Genomic DNA, 18252 nt, shown 5'->3' with positions numbered 1-18252 from the left:
ATGGCTTTTGCTTGGAAACGTTTCCCAATGGGGCAAACCCCGGTTTTGTTACTCGCGCTTGCGAGTATTATAGGTGGAGGGTGAGAGGTGGAACCATGTCAAACGACGACTTCAAGAACACAAACAATAAACAACTGCTTGAGCGTCTCGAACGCCTGCAATCCACACTTTTACCGTCGGGGGAAAAACAGAACCTTTCCCAACTGTTGCACGATCTTCAGGTCCATCAGATCGAGCTGGAACTACAGAACCGCACCTTGCAGTCGGCCCAGGTAGAGCTGGAGGAGAGCCGCGACCGTTACGCCGCGCTCTACGACTTCGCGCCGGTAGGTTATCTCAGCCTTGATGCCCAGGGCATTATTCGCCAAATCAATCTGACAGGCGCACGGCTGCTCAACCGGGAACGGGGCCGGCTGCTGCAGACTCCCTTCTCCCGTTACCTGGCGCCGATGGAATCGGAGATCTTCTTCGGCCACCTGCGAGCGGTATTCCACAGCCGCGGCACACAGAACCAGCTGCTCTCTATCACCCAGCCCGAAGGCGAACAACGCCAGCTCCGCATGGAAAGCCTGGTTACCAGTGGAGAGGGGGAGCAGCAAGAGTGCCGTTCGGTGCTGTTCGACATCACTGAAGAGATCCGTGCCCGTGAGGAGAAGGCACGCCTACAGCGTGAACTGCAACAGGCGCAGAAGATGGAGAGCATCGGCCTGCTCACCGGCGGCATCGCCCATGACTTCAACAACCTGCTGGCGATCATTCGCGGACACACCCAGCTCATCCAGGAGCGGCTTAGCATCGATCCCCCAGAACGACAGGGCGAGCGGCTGGAACAGGTACTGGAGGCGAGCGGACGGGCCCGTGACCTGATCGCTGACCTGCTGAACTTCAGCCAGCGCCGGGAGGCCCCGCCCACAACGCTGGCCCCAGCCCGCAAGATCGCCGACATGCTGCCGCTGCTGCGGGCCACCTTCCCCAGCAGCATCAAGCTGCAGACCCGCCTGCGATCCGATACCCCTGCCATCCAGATCGCTCCCGTGGCCTTCGACCAGTTACTGATGAACCTCTGTCTCAACGCCCGGGACGCCATGGAGGGACAGGGTCGTCTGCTGATTGAACTCTGCCGGCAACAGCTCAGCGATAGCGAATGCGATGCCTGTCACCAACCGTTCACGGGAGAGTGGGTGGAGATAAGCATCAGCGACACCGGGAGTGGCATCCCGATGAGTGATCGGCACCGGCTCTTCGACCCCTTTTTCACCACCAAGTCCCCAGGACAGGGGACCGGCCTGGGGCTCTCGATGGTCTACAGCATCCTGAAACAGCATGGTGGCCATGTGCTGCTGGAGAGCCGACCCGGCCGGGGCAGCCGCTTCAGGCTGCTGTTCCCCCCGGTGGAAGCAACGCTCGGCAGCACTCCGGAAACGACAGGGACAATCTCATCCACCCCACCGCCTCCGGCTGGTGGCCAACAGATCATCGTTCTGGATGACGAGCCAGCCATCGCCCGGCTGCTGGGGGAGTTGCTCACCGCCTCCGGCTACCAGGTCAGCGTCCATACCGATGCTCCGGCCCTGCTGCGGGATCTGGAATCAGGCAAATACGCCCCCGACCTGCTGATCACCGACCAGACCATGCCCGGGTTGACTGGCGTCGAATTGATCCAGCATCTGCGTCCTGACTATGCCAAGCTGCCGATCATTCTTTGCAGTGGCTACAGCGAGGTAGTCAACGCCGCCAATGCCAATGCGTTCGGGGCTGATCGCTTCCTAGAAAAGCCGGTGGATGCCGCCAACCTGCGGGCACTGGTGCAGGAACTACTGGAGGCGAGTGGCACTGCGCGCTCACATGGGAAGACACACCCGTTCGAAAGAGAGGGTCGGAGTCAAACCAGGCAACGCTCCAGATAAACAGAACGGGGTAGCTCAGTTTGACTCCGACCCCGGGAAAATCATCATAATGGGCGAATGATAAAACGAGACGAGACCCAAACAAGCGATTCGACGGTTCTTCCCGTGGTCGGCATCGGCGCCTCTGCCGGCGGTCTCGAGGCCTTCCGCGAGCTGCTGAGCGCCCTGCCCCCCGACACTGGCATGGCCTTCGTGCTGTTGCAGCACCTATCGCCAGATCATTCCAGCCAGTTGGCCGAACTGCTCGCCGACACCACCAGCATGCCGGTGAAACCGGCCAAAGACGGCCAGCGGTTACAAGCAGACCACGTCTATATTGTCCCACCGGCCACACAGCCCGGCCTGCTGCACGGCCGGCTACAGCTACTACCGCTGCACCACAAGCCGGGAGCGCCGGTGGTGATCGATGAGTTCTTCAAAAGCCTGGCTGTCGATACCGGTCCCAAGGCAGTGGGGATCATCCTCTCTGGTGCCGGTTCGGATGGCGGTGGGGGACTGGAGGCGATCCGCGCCGCCGGCGGCGTCGCCTTCGCCCAGAGCGAGCATTCGGCGGCCTTCGACAGCATGCCCCACAGCGCCATCGAACGTGGCCTAGCGGACTATGTGCTACCACCGACAGCCATCGCCAGTGAACTTGGGAGGTTGGCACGAAGCCCACGCTTCACCCTCGGCAAGCGGCAACAGCTCCCCTTCGCCAGTTCCAGACAATCCCTGCAGAAGCTCTTTCTGCTACTGCGTCAGAGCACCGGCACCGACTTCAGCCTCTACAAACCCAGCACCATCCAGCGGCGGTTGCAGCGGCGGCTGATGCTGCACCACCTGAATCGGCTGTCCGATTACCTGAAGCTGATCCAGCAGCAGCCTGAGGAGCTGGAGCATCTATTCGATGATCTGCTAATCAACGTCACCCATTTCTTCCGCGAAGCGGAGAGTTTTCGCACCCTGGAGCAGTCTGTCTTTCCCGCGCTCGTGGAACAGAAGAGACAGGGTGAGCCGATCCGCATCTGGGTTCCGGCCTGCTCCAGCGGTGAAGAGGCCTACTCCGTCGCCATCACCTGGCTCGATTTTCTCGAACAGGCGCAGATCGACCGCCCCTTGCAACTGTTTGCCACCGACATCGACGCCGCTGCCATCAAACAGGCCAGGCGCGGCATCTTTGCCCCAGATCAGGTGGTCCCCCACCTCTCCCAGCGGCGGCTGGAATACTACTTCAACCGGACGCCCCAGGGTTGCCAGATCAACCCGGAGGTGCGCGACCTCTGCATCTTCTCGGTACAGGATCTATTACGTGACCCACCCTTCTCTCGTATCGACCTGATCTGCTGCCGCAACCTGCTGATCTACCTCAAACGCAAGCCCCAGCAACAGCTGCTGCAGACCCTCCACCGCTCCCTCAACCCCACCGGCTTCCTCATGCTCGGCGGTTCCGAATCCATCGGCGCCTCCTCCGACCTGTTTCAGGTGGCAAACAAGCGCACCCGCCTCTACCACAAGAAGACACTGCCAGGCGAGCTTTCGCAGCAGTTCCTGCGAACCAAGGGTCGCCTGCCGTTGGAACCGGTAAAACCGGTCTCCGAACCCCCCACTCCGAACAGCGCAGAGATGGCGATCAACACCCTGCGCGAACGCCGCTGCCCTCCTGGTGTGACGCTTGACCGAACACACAATATCCTGGCCTTTCACGGCGATGTCTCGCCCTATCTCGCTCACCCCCCTGGCAGGCCTGATCTTAAACTGCTACGGATGGTCCAGGGGGAGTTACGCACGGAACTCAATCTAATGGTCTATCGGGTGATCGAATCGGCCAAGGCCGAGACACGCACCCTCCGCCACACCATGCCCGATGGCCAACAGCACACGATCTCTCTCAGCTTCGAGCCGGTTCCCCGCAGCGACCACCAAGAGCCCCTGTTTCTGTTGCTGTTTCAGGATCTTGGCAAATGCGAGACACCATCTCCCGCGGCTGACGGTTCCAGCGACAGCCGCATCGCTGAGTTGGAGCAGGAACTGACCCGGGTGTGGCAGCACACCGAGCAGATGATCCTGCAGCTACGGGCTACCAATGAGGAGCTGCACACGGTCAGCGAGGAGAATCTCTCCGCCAATGAGGAGCTCCAGTCCACCAATGAAGAGCTGGAGACCGCCAAGGAGGAGTTGCAATCGAGTAATGAGGAGCTGAGTACCCTCAACCATGAGCTGCTGGCTGCCAACGAGGAGCTGCACCGGCTCAATGAGGAGCTGCGTCAGTTGCTGGAAAGCGTGGAACTGCCGATCCTGATGCTGACCCGCGAACTCAGGCTACGCCGATACACCCCGGCGGCCCTGCGGCTTTTCAACCTGCTACCCGGCGATCTCAACCGTCCTTTGAGCGACCTCCAACCCCGCTTCCACTCACCCAGTCTGGAGACGGAGCTCCATGATGTCATCCACAACCGCCAGAGCCGTACCCTGCAGATCGAGGACGGCGAGCGCAACCCCTGGTCCCTGAGCATCCTGCCCTTCTTCGACGAACAGGGGGCGCTGGACGGGCTGGTGCTGCGATTCATTGACCTGCGACCCTATCGCGAACTGGAACAGCACGAGCGGCTGCTACTGACATTTCTGCAAAACTCCGGCGAGGCAGTCATTCTCGAGGATCTCAACGGCACCATCCTGAGCTGGAATCGGGGCGCCGAGCGACTCTACGGATACAGCGCGGATGAGGCTGTCGGCATGAGTGTATTTAAGCTGATTCCGGCAGAAGAGCAGCCCCCCCTGCGGGAGATCATCGGACGCTTGGCGCTCAACGAAGAAGTTCAGCCCTTCGAGACCTGGCGCATCGGCAGGGATGGAACCCGCCATAGAATCCAACTCAGCCTCTCGGTGGTACGCGATGCTCACGGCCAGCCCGTATCCCTAGCCAGCACTGGCCGGGAGATCAGCGACTGACTCCAACCCCTGGGACATTCCCTATCGGGGACTCTAATTCCACTGCGTCAGCTTTCATCATCCTATAACCGATTGTTTCAGCAGATAATTTCAGCATTACCGGGTCGATAAACGCTTGTGAAAAAGGGCAAGTTCATCTCTCTCATCGGCCATCGATGAAATCCTTAGGTGGATCTGCCGCGGCCAAACGACGTTTCCAAGGATAGCAGCAGCAAAGAACCCAAGCTCCGGCTGGCAGGCTAATTATAACGAATCGATACCCTTGCCAGGTGAGGTCTGGAATGCGATCTTGTGGCCTGTCCCTTGATCCGATTTGGTGAGCCCCAATGACAAAGCGCAGTGTCTTTTTTCTCTCCGATCACACCGGCATCACCGTCGAGGCGATGGGGCGATCACTGCTCAGCCAGTTCCCGGCGCTGGAGTACGACACGGTGCACTGGCCCTTCATCGACACCATCGAGAAGGCCAAGCGGGCAGCTGGGCGGATCAACCAGGAGACAATGCGCTCCGGCGCTCGACCGCTGGTCTTCAGTACCCTGGTCGATCCCACCTTGCGCGCCTGCTTCCGTGACAGCGCCGGGCTGATCTTCGACTTCTTCGAGCACTTTACCCAGCCCATCGAAGAGGAGCTGCAGATCCCCTCCGCCCCCGCCCTGGGGCGCCTCCACAGCATCGGCAAACAGAACGCCTACAACGAGCGCATCCATGCGGTGAACTACGCCCTGACCAACGACGATGGCGCAGTGACACGCAACTACGACAGCGCCGATCTGATCCTGATCGGTGTGTCACGCAGCGGCAAGACCCCCACCTGCCTCTTCATGGGGCTGCAACACGGCATCCTCGCCGCCAACTACCCGCTAACCGACGATGATCTGGATGATCAGAACCTGCCCAGGGTGCTGCAACCCTACGTCGAGAAACTCTACGGGCTCACCATCGACCCCCGACAGCTGCAGCGCATCCGCAAAGAGCGCCGCGCCAACGGCCGTTACTCTTCCTTCGAGCAGTGCCTGAGTGAGGTGCAGCGAGCCGAACGACTGTTCAAACGCCACAGCATCAGATTTCTCGATACCACTGCCATGTCGATCGAGGAGATTGCCGCCCGCTTGCTACAAGAGGCCGGACAGGAGAGTCGGCTGGATTAATGACGACAGATCAAGTCAGGGAAAAAGATTCGTTTTTGATCAAAAAACAGGAGTAACACCTCTTTTTTTCGTCAAGAAGCGTCTCACGGGTACCGATATGAGCTTTTTTTGGGCCTTTTCAGATTTTCTGATCCCGGCTAGTGGCATCGCAAACAAGGCCCAAAAGACGTACCTGAGCCCCCCTTCAATCGTTCGCAGGATGTTACGCAAGTCTCTCCAGACTTGGTTTACCGGACTTGCTAGCATAGCCTCCAGGCAGGGTGGCAATGACATAACAAAAAAATATTGCTTTCCTTTCCGCACAGAAAGAAATGATGGCAATGCGCTTATTGTTGGTAGAAGACGACGAGTTGCTGGGGGATGGCCTCAAAACGATACTCTCGCTGGAAGGCCATTCGGTCGACTGGGTCAAAGATGGGAGGGCAGCGGATGTCAACCTGGCGGGCACAGCTTATGAGGCGGTAGTGCTGGATCTCAATCTGCCCTACCGCTCCGGTCTGCAGATCCTGGAGCAGCTGCGCAGACAGCGCAATCAGGTGCCAGTGATCATCATCACCGCCCGGGATCAGATTCAGGACCGCGTCTGCGCGCTCGACAACGGGGCAGACGACTATCTGGTCAAACCCTTCGACACAGACGAACTCTGCGCCCGGTTGCGCGCCATGCAGCGGCGTTTCTACCGGGTGGTGAACACGATCATCGAACACGGCAACATCCAGCTCGATCTCTCCTCCCACAGGCTGGAGATCAACGGCATCCCGGTAACCCTGTCACCACGGGAGTTCACTTTGCTGCAAGTATTGCTGGAGAACGCCGGACGCGTGCTGTCGCGTCAACGGCTAATCGAGTCGCTCTATGGCTGGGACGACAGCATCGACAGCAATGCGGTCGAGGTCTTCATCCACCATCTGCGTAAAAAGGTTGGCCCCGGTCTGATACGCACCGTCCGCGGTATCGGCTACCTGATTGAGCGGCCCGGCTGATGCGCTCCATCCGCTTTCAACTGCTCGCCCTGTTGCTCAGCCTGACCTTCTGCGGCTGGCTGCTGCTGGCGCTGCTCACCTCGTTCAGCGAACGACATGAGATCCGCGAGCTGCTGGATGCCCATCTTGCACAGGTGGCACGGCTGATCATGGTGACAGTCTTCCATGAAGCGGAGGAGAAGGACGGCCTGGGCTTTCAGAAAGACCTCCATCGCCTGCACAAATACGAATATTCGATCATTTTCAAAGTCTGGTCGAGAAACGGAACCCTGCTGTTTCAGACACCTAATGCCCCCGCTGAGCTGTTGCCTACAAGTCCATCCGGTTACTCCGATTTCGAACTGCAGGGAGAGATGTGGCGCCAGTTCAGCATCGAAGACCCCGACGCCGGCCACCGCCTGCTGGTGGCTGACCGCTACGGCGATAGAGACATCCTGGCATCGAAAATCATCTTCAACATGCTGCGCCCCTTCCTCTGGGTATCCCCCCTACTTACCGTGCTGATCTGGTTTGGCATCGGGCGTGGACTGGCGCCGCTGAGACGTCTCGCCACCGATATCCCGAATCGAGACTACAACTGCCTCAGCCCGGTCAGCATGCGCGATGTGCCGCAGGAGGTCGCCCCCCTGGTGCGCGAGCTCAACGCCCTCTTCTCACGCCTCGACAACGCCTACATGCGTTTCAGCCGCTTCACCTCCGATGCTGTCCACGAACTGCGCACGCCGCTAGCCGGCATCCGCGCCCAGGCCACCGTCGCCCTGCGCAGCCCCGACAAGGCGGGGCGGGAGCATGCACTGCGGCAGGTATTGAAGGGCAGCGACCGGGCAGCTCATCTGGTAGAACAGATGCTGCTGCTGGCCCGCGTCGATCCGAATGCGATTGCCACCTCGTTCAAGCCGATCGACCTACGCCAGGCCGCCTCCGAAGTGGTGGATGAGATGAGGTCAAAAGCCACTGAGCAGGGGCTCGAACTGCAGCTGGAGGCGCCACAATCAGTCAGTGTGCCTGGCGATCTCGAACTCATGAAGTTGCTGCTGGGCAACCTGATCGGCAATGCCATCGCTCACACCCCCTCCGGGGGGCGGATCCAGGTCCGCCTGGAGCAGCGGCAAAACCGGGTCGACTTAAGCGTGGAAGACACCGGCCCCGGGGTCGCAGCAGCGGAGCTGGAGCGGATCTTCGACCGCTTCTACCGCCATCCCGACAACCAACGCGAGGGGTTCGGGCTGGGCCTCTCCATCTCGCAGCGCATCGCGGAGCTTCATGGCGCCAAAATCAAGGCCAGCCCAGGCCAGCAAGGGCTGCGCATCCAGATCACCTTTCTCGACAGTGATTCTTAAAAAATTCTGGTTTCTTAACGAATCTTAATCTTCGCCTGCTAGCTTGCCAGTTGCGGGGACAGTAGAAGGCGGCAGAAAGCCCTCACACCCGACAGACTGTGCACAGCCACCTGCCCTAACGACCCAGGCAGCAACGGAAGAACGGCCTATCGCCGTGTTCTCCAAGCGAGGAGATCAGAATGAAAAATCCAAGGCGCGTCATACTCCCTTCCATCACCACTGGCCTGGCTCTCTGCCTGGCCGTCTCAACGACCACATGGGCCGACGAATTCAAGATCAAGCGAAGTCAATGGGAGGCAGAAGACAACCAGTTAAAAATAAAGGGTGAAGGCCAACACAACGAGAAGGTAAGCGTCAGCAATGCTGGGGCTGATGTGATCATCAGCAGTGTCACCGTCAACCAGAAGGGTAAATGGGAACTCACTCTCAACGACCTGGCAACCGTGCCCTGCCGGATCCACGCCGAGTCGGCCGGGCTCGTCCAAGAACGCGATGTACGCAAAGCCCCGGCTGACTGCGACACAGGTGCTGGTGGCGGAGGCGGAGGAACAGTGCAGACCAGCCCGTTCCGGGTGCTGGCCGCCAACGACCTCGGCATGCACTGCGCTGATCAAGACTACCAGATCTTCAGCATCCTACCACCGTTCAACGTGGTCCACGCCCAGGTAATCGAGATGGGCAGCGACGGCAGCCCCCCCCCGCATCCTCAGCGACACCGACGTGGATCTGGTCTACTCTGCCAGCAGCAACCTGAGAGACCCTGTCGGCCCCGCTTCCATCAACACCACCAGCTTCAACGGGCCGGGGATCTTCAAATCCAATTTCTGGGAGATCACCGACTCGGGCAACACCCAGGGTGCCCTCGGTTACGCCTCGCTCTATCCGAGTGTGCTGGCCGTGGGACTCGACAGCCTGTGCGATCCCAATCCGGCCATCGGCTGTCCCAGCGTGTTAACCGCCGCCTTCGACCCGATCCCCGGCGACCTTGGAATTCCGGTGCCAGATCCAGCGCATCTGCCGGGGCTGGTGGTCGGGCAGCAGGCGATGCCCAGCGCGGTCAACCATACACCCTTCATCACCTCGCCCTTCTCCGCCAACGAACCCCAGCCATTCGACCGATTCGATGTCGACCTGCCCTTTTTCACCGCTCTGCCCATCGGCACCACCGTACTGGGTGTCAACTGGTTCGCCGCGGACGGCATCCCGATGCTGCCGGTGGATGACCTTGGGCAGAGCAACGCCTACCCACTGATGAAGGTCTCGGCGATCAGCAAGGGTATGGCCCCCCATATCACGAATAACGTACTCGCCAGCACCGAGGTGGTGCTACCGGTGGCCTCGGAGGCCGACTGCCAGGGGTGTCACGCCGATCCAGCCGACTTCGGCAATGGCGCGGCGGCCAACTTCGCCTCGGTCTCCAACTACGCCGACGGCACCCCTTGGGAGGTGATGCTGACGGCAGATGCCCCCGGACCCGAGCCGCTGCTCAACGCCGCCAAGATCAACGTCCTGCGACTGCATGACGCCAAACACGGCGCCAACTACACCTCCAGCATCGATACCAGCCCACTGCCGTGCACAAGTGGCAGCGAGGCCTCCTGTCTCGACGTGCGCCGCAACATCCAGTGCTCCCAGTGCCACTACTCACCGGCCCTCGACCTGGCCCAGATCGGGCCGGTGGACGAACCCGAGCAGGGTATTCATGGCCGCCAACAGACCCGCCACATCAGCATGTCACGGACGATGCATGGCCATCACGGTGAGTTCACCGATCTGTTCCCCGAGATGCCTGCCCCCAGCGATCCCGCCCGCACCCCCGAACTACAGGCCCAAGTGTTGCAGGAGAGCTGCTACCAGTGCCATCCAGGCAAGCGCACCCAGTGCCTGCGCGGTGCAATGGCCAGCGGCGGCGTGGTCTGCCAGGACTGCCACGGCAACATGAAGCAGGTGGGCAATGACTTCAGCGAAGGACTGCCCGGCGGTACCGGCCTCGACCTCACCCGACGGGTACCTTGGGCCAACGAACCTCAGTGCCAGGCCTGCCACATCGGCGACGTGCTAACCATCGCCCAAGCCGACACCAGTGACTTCGAACTCGCCGTCGACGGCATCCGCCTGCGCCAGACCTATCGCAAGTCAGATGCCACAGCCGCCAGCCTCCCCTTCATCAGCGCACCCGGCTCGCGTTTCGCCGAAGACCAAGGTCTCTATCGTCTGAGCAAAGGCCACGGCGGCGTGATGTGTGAAGGCTGCCACGGCAGCACTCACGCCATCTGGCCGGTGCAGCCGGATGGTGATGATGTCAACTCGCCCTTCCTCGCCAATGACAACCTGGCCGCCATCGGCCTACAGGGCCATACCGGTACCATCACCGAGTGCGACACTTGCCATGCGCCTGGCAGTCTCGGCCTGACCCTCGACGGTCCCCACGGCATGCATCCGGTGAACGATCCCAACTGGACCCATCGCCACGAGAGCGTCGCCGAGCAGAACCCCAACAGCTGCCGCGCCTGCCACGGCAGCAACGGTGAGGGCAGTGTGCTGGCGCGCACCGCCGACCTGCGTATCCTGGAGAGCCATGACAAACAACCCGACGGGAGCAAGCAGATCACCCTCAGCCGAGATACCGAGGTGAGTTGCACCTTGTGTCACGAAAATAAGCTCTAAGGCCAACCCATCCCCCGCCGTAGCCTTGGCCCCTCTCCACGAGGGGCTTTTTTCTTTCCCAGTCACTTAATTGTTTTGGCAAATGATGCGATCAACCGCATACTAACTAGCGTGGAGAACTAAGAAAAATATCCCAAGTCATCTCAACCTTTTTGTAACCTAAGCCATCATGCCAGCTCCCTTTTTTCGCCAGATACGCGGTGTCTTTCGCAAAGCTGCCCTGCCCCTTGCGGTGAAGTGGACGATGGTAATCGGTGCTCTGATCGCGCTGGTCATGAGCGCCTTAGGCTGGCTGCTGATCACCCTGCAGGACCGGGTACACACAGCGGAGATCGAGATCTTTGGCGGGACCATCGTGCAGCAGTTCGCCCACTCCGCCAGCGAGCCCCTGCTGGCAGAGGACCAGCTCGCCCTGGAGGGCCTGGTCAATCGCCAGCTAAAAAACCGGAATCTGGTGGGAGCGGTGGTCTCAGGGATCAAACAACTGCACATCGCTGCTGGTACGAATCCAGAGAAGCTCCCCGATCCAAGCAAGCCCTACTACTGGACTGACCGCAGCAAACCCAATATCAAACGTCCTCTGGTCACCTTCAGCAACCCAATCCTGTTCAACAAGATCAAGGCGGGCGAGGCCTACGTCACCCTAGACAGAGCCTTTCTCGACAGCTACCGGCAAACCATTATCAACGTCATCGCCGGCGCCACCCTACTGCTGATCGTAATCGCCTCGTTTCTCACCTATGGATTGAGCCGGCAGCTGGCGCGACCAATCAGCCGCTTGGCGGAAGCGGGCCAGTCTGAATCCTCTGAGGAGCCGGCCTACTCTACCTACACTGACCGCCGCGATGAGATCGGCCAGGTCTACTCCCATTTTCAGCGCATGAGCACCGGCCTATTACAGAAGCAGCAGGTTGAAGAGGCACTGGCCCGCTATGTCTCCCCCAAGGTGGCGGAGATGATCCTCGCCAACCTCTCCGACACACGCCTCGCCAACAGTCAAATCAAGGGTAGTGTGCTGTTCTGCGACATCGTCGGCTTTACCAGGATGTCAGAGCATCTGCCGCCGGACCAGGTCGCTGAACTGCTCAATCTCTACCTAGGCAACATCGCCGAGGCGGCCCAGCACAGCCACGGCATGGTGGACAAGTTCATCGGTGATGCTGCGATGATCCTGTTCGGCGCCCCCGACCCGGACCCACACCACGCCGCCCATGCGGTGCGCTGCGCCTGCCTGATCGTGGCGCTGATCGACCGCATCAACCGCAACCGCCACCTCAACCATGAGCAGCCGATCCAGGTGCGCATCGGCATCAACAGTGGTGATATGCTGGCGGGCAACATCGGTATCCCAGAGCGACTCGAATACACCGTAATCGGCGACACCGTGAACGTCGCCTCGCGCCTCTGCGACCGGGCGCCAACCAGCGGCATCCTGATCAGCGAGGCTACCGCATCACCCCATGCGGTCAGGAATACGGTGGATCTCACCCTACAAGCACCGATCAACGTCAAAGGCAGAAAAGAGCCCGTCAGCACACTGCTGGTTAACGCACCTAAAGACAAGTTCGCCCGCCGGCTGGCGGCCACCGTGAAAAAAATCAGAAACAGCCAAGAAACAGCATGAAAAAAAGCAAGACATGGACGGCCCTGATCATGACAGCAGCCCTGAGCGGCTGCGCCAGCCTGCCGCCTGAACTGAAGCTGCCACAGTTGGGCGAACCCGAACCCAAAAAGGTCGAAAAACCACTGAAAACGGCCAACCAGCTGCTGAAGAAGGGTGAACTGGGTGAAGCAGTGGCCCTGCTGGAGAAGGCGATCATGGCGGGCGAGAAGGATAAGGCCGTGGTCAGGCTGCACAACAAACTAAGCGCCATCCAGACCCGTCGGGAGGAGCAGCTTGAGGATCAGTTGCTGCTGCAACAATACGATGCACTGCAAAAACAGTTGCCCCTGATAACGAAGCTGGCAGAAAACCGGCCGAGAGACGCCCACCTCCACTCCAAACTCCTCGATGCCCAGTCCGAGCAGGAGCAGCAACACCTCTACCTGACCCGCTGCGGCTGGCGGGAGTGGCGCCACCAACCCAAACTGGCGACCCGCTGCCTGACAGTGGCGCTGTCGATTAAGGAGGATGAAGATGATCGGCGCCTATTGAAGCTACTCAACTCCCGCTCCTCCAAAGCGGTTAAGCGGGCCCGGAAAATTAAAAAGTCGCAGCGCGCCGCGATCTCAAAGAAAGCATCCACCAACAAGCTCAAGCAGGCTCAGGTTCTGTTTGAGAAGAATGAGCTGAGCAAAGCCAAGATGCTGCTGCAGAAGTTGCTGCAAAAAGAGCCAAAAAACAGCGCCGTACGAGAGCTCTTGCAGCTGGTGCAGAAAGAGCTACAGATTCATCTGAAGAACCTATTCAAGACAGGCGACCGGCTATACTCACAGGGAGAGGTTGCCGGCGCTATTGCAGTCTGGGAGGCCGCCCAGAAGCTCGACCCCAACGACGATCGGGTGGTGGTGAAGATCGAGCGAGCACAGCGAATTCTGGACAACCTGGAGCAACTCAGGAAATCGAGGTAGTATCAGGATGATCGACGCGGCTAGATCGGCCAGTAGATTCTCGCGCTGGAGGCATTTGTCTAACGTGGCACCAGGATCAGCCCGACCTAGGGTTGACGGCAAGCAGCCATAGTGGCACCTCGCTATGCCCCCTCTTCATCCGTCCACACCAAACACTGCTCTCTCTTTCCTATCACGGCTACTGATCATCCTTCTCTGCTGGCTACCTCCTCCCAGCTTTGCAGATAACCACCTGGTACCGGTTACCCTGCAGCTCAAATGGAAGCACGCCTTCCAGTTCGCCGGCTACTATGCTGCTCTCGAGAAAGGCTTCTATAGCAATGCAGGGCTGGAGGTCAGGATCCTTGAACATCAGGGGGAATATTCACCTATCGAGGCTCTGTTGGAGGGCAGGGCCGAATACGCGGTTACCGCTGCCGATATTCTCATCCACCGTACCCAGGGCAAGCCAGTGGTGGCTCTCGCCAGCATCTTCCAGCACAGCCCCTACGCCTTTCTGGTCAAGGCGGAGTCAGGCATAAACAGTGTGACAGAGTTCGCTGGACAGCGGGTGATGCTGGGATCGGGCATCCAGGATGCTGCGCTCCGTGCCACCCTGCGTCGCGCCGGCCTGAGCCTCGACGATCTCACCATTCTACCCACCAGTTTCGATGTGCGCTCACTGATCCGAGGCGATACCGACGTCTTCAATGCCTATGTCACCGATCAGGGTTTTGCCCTGCAAGAGACAGGCACCGAGGGTCGCTATCTGTTACCCAAGCAGTATGGAATCGACTTCTATGGCGATGTTCTCGCCACCACTGAAGCCGAGGCAGAGCAGCATCCGCAACGGCTGCGTAACTTTCTCAAGGCGAGTCTCAGGGGCTGGGAGTACGCCCTCAACCACCCGGATGAGCTGATTGATCTAATCCTGGCCAAGTACAACACTCAGGAATTGAGCCGCAAACATTTGGAGTATGAGGCACGCACCTCCCGTGAACTGATTCAGCCACTGTTGGTCAGGATCGGTCATATGAATCCGGCCCGCTGGGAGCATATCCGCGACGTCTTCACCGAGTTAGAACTGATCCCGCCGGGCAGCCGCATCGCAGGACTGATCTACGCCGAAGATGACCAGGCCAGCAGTTGGGCGCGCTGGCTGGTCGAATACTGGAACCTCCTGCTCGCTGGCCTGGTCCTCTTCCTAGTCGCGTTACTGCTGCTGTTCAATCTGCAGATGCGCCGCCTGATCCGCCAACGCACCGCCGAACTCGCCCAGAGCGAGCACTCTCTGCGCACCCTGATCGATATGGAGCCCGCCTGCGTCAAGACTCTGGATCGCAAGGGCCGCCTGCTTACTATAAACAGAGCCGGCCTGGCGATGATCGATGCAGACAGGATCGAGCAAGTACGCGGCCATCCGATCACCGAACTGGTGGATAAGCCCTATCGAAAACAGTTCATCGAACTCATTAAGCAGGTTTTTGCCGGCCACTCCGGGAGCCTGCTGTTCCGTGCCACCGGGCTGAAGGAGCACAAACTGTGGCTGGAGACCCACGCCGTTCCCTTCCGCGAAGCCAATGGCGAGATCAGCCGCCTGCTCAGTGTTACCCAGGATGTCACCCAGCGCATCAAAGCGGAGAACACCGCTCTGCAGCAGCAGCGAAGCAACCAGTCGATGCTCGCCAACATCCCCGGCGCCATCTACCGTTGCATGTACGATCGCAGCCGTAGCATGCTGTTTATCAGTGACTATATCGAACAACTGACGGAATACCCGGCAGATGATTTCATCAACAACGCAGCAATCTCGTTTTTGGAGCTGATCCACCCGGCCGATATCGAACCGAGCCTCGACTATCTCGACAAACGGCTCTGGGATCACGACGACTACTACCTCGAATTTCGCATCATCCGCCAACATGACCGGGCAATCCGTTGGCTGGCAGACCGCGGCACAGCAAGCCGGGGGCAGGATGGGAAGATCCTCTGTCTGGATGGCGCCCTGTTCGATATCACCGAGCGTAAACAGACTGACGACGCACTGCACATCCTGGTCGAAAGCATGGTCGGCCTGACCGGTCAGGCCTTCTTCGACAAAACAGTCAGTGCGCTCTGCCGTTGGTTCAATGCCGATGGCGCCAGCATCGGGGTAATCGAAGATGATGAGTGGGTACAGGCGATTGCACTGACACTCGATGGCGAGCTGATATCTGACTACGGCTATCCACTGGCCGGCTCACCCTGCAGGGAGGTGACTGCCACTGCCACCTGCCTCTATCCTCAGGATGTCGCACAGCAGTTTCCTGAAGACCCGGAGCTGGAAAAACTCGGCGTCCAAGGCTATGCCGGCACACCAATTCGTGACCAGCATCACAAGGTTATTGGCATCGTCTGGGTTATATCGCGTCAGCCGCTCAACGTGCCCACCCACTGGGAGGATGCCCTGAACATTATCGCCGCCAAGGCCGGCGCCGAGATCCTGCGCAGGCGCACCGAGCGCTCCCTCAAAGAAAATATGGAGCGCTACCGGGCATTGGTCGAATCGACCCAGGACTTTGTCTGGGAGACCGACAGTCAAGGCCGCTACACTTACTGCAGCCCCCAGACAAAAACGATTCTCGGCTACAAGCCCGAGGAGCTGATCGGCAAAACCCCCTTCGACTTCATGCCCCCTGAGGTTGCTGATCAGGTCTCCAGCCAGTTCACGGCCATTATCCAACAGCGGCGTCCCTTCAGCTCCCTGGAGAACCTCAATCGGCACAAACAGGGCCATCAGGTAATACTCGACACCAGCGGCATGCCCTTCTTCGATGCCAACGGCGAACTGGCCGGCTATCGTGGCATCGACCGCGACATCACCCAACGCAAACAGGCCGAGAGTTATCTGCGGGAGAGTGAAAGACGCTTTCGCGAACTGATCGAGAGCCTGCCCAACGTGGCAGTACAGGGCTACGACAAAGAGCTCCGGGTGATCTACTGGAACGCCGCCAGCTCGCGACTCTACGGCTACACGGAAGAGGAGGCGCTCGGCGCCCAGTTGCAGGATCTGATCATCCCCGAGTCGATGTACGACTGCCTAGTCGAAGCCCACCACGCCTGGCTCGAGCGGGGGCAGCCGATCCCCCCCGGCGAGCTGGAGCTGCTACACAAGGACGGCCATCTGCTGCCTGTCTTCTCCAGTCATGTGCTACTCAACCAGGACACAGATAATCCCGAGATGTTCTGCATCGATGTCGATCAGTCAGAGCAGAAGCGGGCGCTAGACAAACTTGAACACCTCGCCACCTACGACCAGCTGACTCATCTGCCCAACCGCTACCTGCTGGAGAGTGAACTCAGCAACCGCATCAAGGAGGCCGAGCGGTTCGGGCAGAAACTGGCGATCCTCTTTATCGACCTCGACAATTTCAAGGTGATCAACGACTCGATGGGCCACGAGTATGGCGACATCCTGCTGCTGCAGGTGGCCAAACGCCTCTCCAGCCAACTACGGAAGTACGACACTGTGGCGCGCTTTGGCGGTGACGAGTTTGTGCTGATGATGCCGATGATCCAGGAGAATAGTGAGGTCGCTGCTGTAGCCAAGAAGATCATCCGTGAGTTTGCCACGGTGTTCGATCTCAAAGAACAGGAGGCCTTTGTCACCACCAGCATCGGTATCAGCCTGTTTCCCGATGATGGCCAGACTACCGGCGAACTGCTGCAAAATGCCGATGCCGCCATGTATCGAGCCAAAGATGCCGGGCGCAACCGCTACCAGTTCTTTACCCAAACGATGAATGACGAACTGCGCCGCTACCAGCAGATCGAGACCCAGCTACGGCGTGCCCTTGAGACTGAGGTCCTGCAACTTTACTACCAGCCACAAGTGGACCTGCGGAGCGGCAAGATCAAAAGCTGTGAGGCGCTGCTGCGCTGGCTGCCCGAAGATGGCGAGCCGATCTCACCGGCCGAGTTTATCCCGGTAGCAGAGCGCTCGGAACTGATCATCCGCATCGGCGAGTGCGTGATCAACGCCGCCTGCCGGCAACGAGCCGCCTGGAAAGCACGCGGGCTGCGCGACTTCCAGATCGACATCAACATCTCCGGACGGCAGTTTCTGTTTCACGATCTTTATCTGGTCATCACTAAAACTCTGCAGAAATACGGGCTCTCTCCTACCGATATCGGCATCGAGCTAACCGAAAACGTGTTGATCAAGGCGGATGAAAAGATCCTCTCCGACCTGAAACGGCTCCACCAGGCCGGCATGCAGATCGCCATCGACGACTTCGGCACCGGCTACTCCTCCCTCAGCTACCTAAAACGTTTTCCGGTCGACAATCTCAAGATCGACCGGGCGTTCGTGCGCGACGCCCCCCACGACAGCGATGACCGGTCGATCATGGAAGCGATCGTTGCAGTCGGCCACCGGCTCGGTATGAAAGTGGTGGTGGAAGGTGTTAAAAATCAGGCCCAGCACGCCCTCTCCATTGAGATCGGCTGTGATCTTGCACAGGGCTACTATTTCCACCGCCCGATGCCTGCTGAGCAGCTGGAGGCGCTACTGGAGTTTCCGGTCCCAGCACACAATAGCCACTGAAAAGCCAATACTAAGCATTAATTTTCTGTGGAAATCCCCGGTCGATTTCTCTATCCTGTGCCGCCATTGAGTTGCGGAACCAACCCCGGCAGCGGCCCTGCGGCGCGCCTGCCAGCAACAAAATTTCCAAAGAATAAACAGTAG

The 18252-nt window shown here is 59.4% G+C and carries 9 protein-coding genes; all 9 read left to right on the top strand.

The features are described from left to right. Nucleotides 1–95 precede the first annotated feature (95 nt). Entirely contained in the window at nucleotides 96–1907 is a 1812-nt protein-coding gene (locus tag L0Y14_RS07160) for a hybrid sensor histidine kinase/response regulator (protein ID WP_006474686.1), read from the top strand. A gap of 57 nt (nucleotides 1908–1964) precedes the next feature. Continuing rightward, nucleotides 1965–4835: a chemotaxis protein CheB gene (locus L0Y14_RS07155; RefSeq protein ID WP_040819520.1), complete on the top strand. Its 2871-nt coding sequence runs from the start codon at nucleotides 1965–1967 to the stop codon at nucleotides 4833–4835. A gap of 326 nt (nucleotides 4836–5161) precedes the next feature. Further along, nucleotides 5162–5983: a posphoenolpyruvate synthetase regulatory kinase/phosphorylase PpsR gene (gene ppsR / locus L0Y14_RS07150; RefSeq protein WP_006474688.1), complete on the top strand. Its 822-nt coding sequence runs from the start codon at nucleotides 5162–5164 to the stop codon at nucleotides 5981–5983. A 320-nt stretch (nucleotides 5984–6303) separates the two neighbouring features. Next, complete coding sequence (locus L0Y14_RS07145) at nucleotides 6304–6966, top strand: response regulator (RefSeq protein ID WP_240991639.1); 663 nt, start codon at nucleotides 6304–6306, stop codon at nucleotides 6964–6966. Continuing rightward, entirely contained in the window at nucleotides 6966–8306 is a 1341-nt protein-coding gene (locus tag L0Y14_RS07140) for an ATP-binding protein (protein ID WP_006474689.1), read from the top strand. The genes L0Y14_RS07145 and L0Y14_RS07140 overlap by 1 nt, the downstream gene beginning before the upstream one ends. A 720-nt stretch (nucleotides 8307–9026) precedes the next feature. Then, complete coding sequence (locus tag L0Y14_RS07135; protein WP_006474690.1) at nucleotides 9027–10973, top strand: hypothetical protein; 1947 nt, start codon at nucleotides 9027–9029, stop codon at nucleotides 10971–10973. 244 nt (nucleotides 10974–11217) lie between these two features. Continuing rightward, nucleotides 11218–12597, top strand: a complete 1380-nt coding sequence (locus tag L0Y14_RS07130) for an adenylate/guanylate cyclase domain-containing protein (RefSeq protein ID WP_006474691.1) — start codon at nucleotides 11218–11220, stop codon at nucleotides 12595–12597. After that, nucleotides 12594–13544: a hypothetical protein gene (locus tag L0Y14_RS07125; RefSeq protein WP_005964700.1), complete on the top strand. Its 951-nt coding sequence runs from the start codon at nucleotides 12594–12596 to the stop codon at nucleotides 13542–13544. Before L0Y14_RS07130 ends, L0Y14_RS07125 begins: the two co-directional genes overlap by 4 nt. A gap of 124 nt (nucleotides 13545–13668) precedes the next feature. After that, the gene (locus L0Y14_RS07120; RefSeq protein ID WP_083825143.1) at nucleotides 13669–18108 is read left to right on the top strand and encodes an EAL domain-containing protein; all 4440 of its coding nucleotides are present in this window, start codon (nucleotides 13669–13671) and stop codon (nucleotides 18106–18108) included. Nucleotides 18109–18252 lie beyond the last annotated feature (144 nt).

The sequence above is a fragment of the Candidatus Endoriftia persephonae genome (assembly GCF_023733635.1).
Classification (GTDB): domain Bacteria; phylum Pseudomonadota; class Gammaproteobacteria; order Chromatiales; family Chromatiaceae; genus Endoriftia; species Endoriftia persephonae.
Note: the sequence above shows the minus strand (reverse complement) of the source record. Positions and strands in the feature narration are given on the sequence as shown.

What these genes read in the sequence shown, in the direction of transcription:
- ppsR (WP_006474688.1), top strand. Translation starts at nt 5,162, where the DNA reads ATGACAAAGCGCAGTGTCTTTTTTCTCTCCGATCACACCGGCATCACC.
- L0Y14_RS07120 (WP_083825143.1), top strand. Translation starts at nt 13,669, where the DNA reads ATGCCCCCTCTTCATCCGTCCACACCAAACACTGCTCTCTCTTTCCTA.
- L0Y14_RS07130 (WP_006474691.1), top strand. Translation starts at nt 11,218, where the DNA reads ATGGTAATCGGTGCTCTGATCGCGCTGGTCATGAGCGCCTTAGGCTGG.
- L0Y14_RS07155 (WP_040819520.1), top strand. Translation starts at nt 1,965, where the DNA reads ATGATAAAACGAGACGAGACCCAAACAAGCGATTCGACGGTTCTTCCC.
- L0Y14_RS07160 (WP_006474686.1), top strand. Translation starts at nt 96, where the DNA reads ATGTCAAACGACGACTTCAAGAACACAAACAATAAACAACTGCTTGAG.
- L0Y14_RS07125 (WP_005964700.1), top strand. Translation starts at nt 12,594, where the DNA reads ATGAAAAAAAGCAAGACATGGACGGCCCTGATCATGACAGCAGCCCTG.
- L0Y14_RS07140 (WP_006474689.1), top strand. Translation starts at nt 6,966, where the DNA reads ATGCGCTCCATCCGCTTTCAACTGCTCGCCCTGTTGCTCAGCCTGACC.
- L0Y14_RS07145 (WP_240991639.1), top strand. Translation starts at nt 6,304, where the DNA reads ATGCGCTTATTGTTGGTAGAAGACGACGAGTTGCTGGGGGATGGCCTC.